This window comes from Brasilonema sp. UFV-L1 (genome assembly GCF_012912105.1).
In the GTDB taxonomy this organism is placed as follows: Bacteria; Cyanobacteriota; Cyanobacteriia; order Cyanobacteriales; family Nostocaceae; genus Brasilonema.
Window position 1 is genome coordinate 1 of sequence record NZ_QMEA01000312.1, and the last position, 3119, is coordinate 3119.

Below are 3119 nucleotides of genomic sequence, written 5' to 3' on the forward strand. Positions count from 1 at the left end.
GCAGCTACCCACCAACTATCGTCGCCGCTGCAGCGTTTCACACCTGAGTTTGGGATAGAATCAGAGTGGTTCCACCGCGCCATTGGCACCAGGAAAACCCTGCGGGAATTCAAAATTCAAAATTCAAAGTTCAAAATCAATAATCTGCTTGTTGAAACTATGACTTTTGAGTTTTCAAAACCCTGAAGGCTGCATAGAAACGCGAATTTAAGAATTCTTGATTCAAAATCGCCAATTCAAACTTTTTTTCTTTTTTTTGAATGAGCGAATTTTGAATTGTTGAAGTCAAGCCCTCGGTCTATTAGTACGGGTTGGCTGCATACATTACTGCACTTCCACCTCCCGCCTATGAACAGGTGTTCTGCCTGTGACCTTACCAGCTTGTGCTGTGAGAGTACTCATCTTGAGGTGGGCTTCCCACTTAGATGCTTTCAGCGGTTATCCGCTCCGCACATGGCTACCCAGCGTCTACCGTTGGCACGATAACTGGTACACCAGCGGTGCGTCCCTCCCGGTCCTCTCGTACTAAGGAGGGCTCCTCTCAATACTCTTGCGCCTGCACCGGATATGGACCGAACTGTCTCACGACGTTCTGAACCCAGCTCACGTACCGCTTTAATGGGCGAACAGCCCAACCCTTGGGACGTACTTCCGCCCCAGGTTGCGATGAGCCGACATCGAGGTGCCAAACCTCCCCGTCGATGTGGACTCTTGGGGGAGATCAGCCTGTTATCCCTAGAGTAACTTTTATCCGTTGAGCGACGGCCATTCCACGCTGCGCCGTCGGATCACTAAGACCGTGTTTCCACCCTGCTCGAGTTGTCGCTCTTGCAGTCAAGCTCCCTTATTGCCTTTGCACTCAAAGCACGATTTCCAACCGTGCTGAGGGAACCTTTGTGCGCCTCCGTTACCTTTTAGGAGGCGACCGCCCCAGTCAAACTGCCCACCTGAAATTGTCTCCTTTCCGGATCACGGAAACGGGTTAGAATCCTAGCTTCGCCAGAGTGGTATCTCACCGTTGGCTCCACACTCCCCACAAGGAGTGTCTCAATGCCTCCCACCTATCCTGCGCAAGCCAAGCCCGGACCCAATTCCAGGCTACAGTAAAGCTTCATAGGGTCTTTCTGTCCAGGTGCAGGTAGTCCGTATCTTCACAGACATTCCTATTTCGCCGAGTCTCTCTCCGAGACAGTGCCCAGATCGTTACGCCTTTCGTGCGGGTCGGAACTTACCCGACAAGGAATTTCGCTACCTTAGGACCGTTATAGTTACGGCCGCCGTTCACCGGGGCTTCAGTCGCCAGCTTCACACCGAAGCGCTGACCAGCTTCCTTAACCTTCCGGCACTGGGCAGGCGTCAGCCCCCATACTTCCTCTTACGAGTTGGCGGAGACCTGTGTTTTTGGTAAACAGTCGCCTGGGCCTCTTCACTGCAACCCACTCTCGTGGGCACCCCTTCTTCCGAAGTTACGGGGCTATTTTGCCGAGTTCCTTAGAGAGAGTTATCTCGCTCCCCTTGGTATTCTCTACCCCCCCACCTGTGTCGGTTTCGGGTACGGGTACTGAGTTTTCATCACATTGCTTGCTTTTCTTGACACTATCCTCACGACTCGACCTCCGTAGAAGTCTCCCAATCCAGTCAGGGTGCCGCTTACTTTCATGCGCACAATCAATGCTCCCACTCAATAGTCAGGGATTGTTGACCCTGTGTCCATCGACTACGCGTTTCCGCCTCGCCTTAGGTCCCGACTAACCCAGAGTGGACGAACCTGGCTCTGGAACCCTTGGGGTTTCGGGGCATTGGATTCTCACCAATGTTTTCGCTACTCAAGCCGACATTCTCACTTCCGTCTCGTCCACACCTGCTTGCCGCTAGTGCTTCTTCCTACAACGGAACGCTCCCCTACCGATTACAAAGTAATCCCACAGCTTCGGTACATCGCTTAGTCCCATTCATTTTCGGCGCAGGAGCGCTTGACCAGTGAGCTATTACGCACTCTTTCAAGGGTGGCTGCTTCTAGGCAAACCTCCTGGTTGTCTATGCACTCCCACCTCCTTTGCCACTTAGCGATCATTTGGGGACCTTAGCTGGTGGTCTGGGCTGTTTCCCTCTTGACGATGAAGCTTATCCCCCACCGTCTCACTGGTTGTGTGTCCATCTGGTATTCTGAGTTTGTCTCGATTTGGTACAGCTTTCGCCGCCCGCACCGAAACAGTGCTTTACCCCCAGACTATAACCACAACCGCTGCGCCTAAACACATTTCGGGGAGAACCAGCTAGCTCCGGGTTCGATTGGCATTTCACCCCTAACCACACCTCATCCGCCGATTTTTCAACATCGGTCGGTGCGGACCTCCACTTGGTGTTACCCAAGCTTCATCCTGGACATGGTTAGATCACCCGGGTTCGGGTCTAAAAACACTGATTGACGCCCACTTCAGACTCGCTTTCGCTTTGGCTACGGTGCTTCACCTTAACCTACCAGTGCTTTTAACTCGCCGGCTCATTCTTCAACAGGCACGCGGTCAGACGTTTAATCATCCTTCCACTGCTTGTAGGCTAATGGTTTCATGTTCTTTTTCACTCCCCTGATTGGGGTTCTTTTCACCTTTCCCTCGCGGTACTGTTTCGCTATCGGTCACACAGTAGTATTTAGCCTTACGAGGTGGTCCTCGCTGATTCACATCGGATTTCACGTGTCCCATGCTACTCGGGATACAGCTACTATCCTTAAGTTTTCGACTACAGGACTCTCACCTTCTATGGTGCAGTTTTTCGCTGCTTCGTCTAACCGCTAGATTCGTTGTTGCTGTCCCACTACCCCAAAAAGCAAGCTCTTTGGTTTAGGCTTTTCCCCGTTCGCTCACCACTACTTAGGGAATCTCATTTTGATTTCTTTTCCTCCAGCTACTAAGATGTTTCAGTTCGCTGGGTTGGCTCTTTCCTATCTATATATTCAACAGGTAGTACTTGGGGTTGTCCCATTCGGAGATCTCCGGCTCTATGCTTGCTTCCAGCTCCCCGGAGTGTTTCGTCGGTCACCACGTCCTTCTTCGCCTCTGTGTGCCTAGGTATCCACCATTAGCCCTTATACGCTTGACTACAACGCCTGCTTTCTA

At 51.8% G+C, this 3119-nt stretch carries 1 protein-coding gene and 1 rRNA gene; one reads left to right on the forward strand and one right to left on the reverse strand.

Annotation, left to right across the window (positions count from 1 at the left end):
• On the forward strand, window positions 1-186 hold a 186-nt coding region (locus tag DP117_RS35815), incomplete at its 5' end, for a hypothetical protein (RefSeq protein WP_211176554.1).
• 95 nt (window positions 187-281) lie between these two features.
• On the opposite strand, the gene DP117_RS35115 is transcribed toward DP117_RS35815, so the two are convergent.
• Window positions 282-3102 (reverse strand): 23S ribosomal RNA (locus DP117_RS35115).
• Between the last annotated feature and the right edge of the window lie 17 nt (window positions 3103-3119).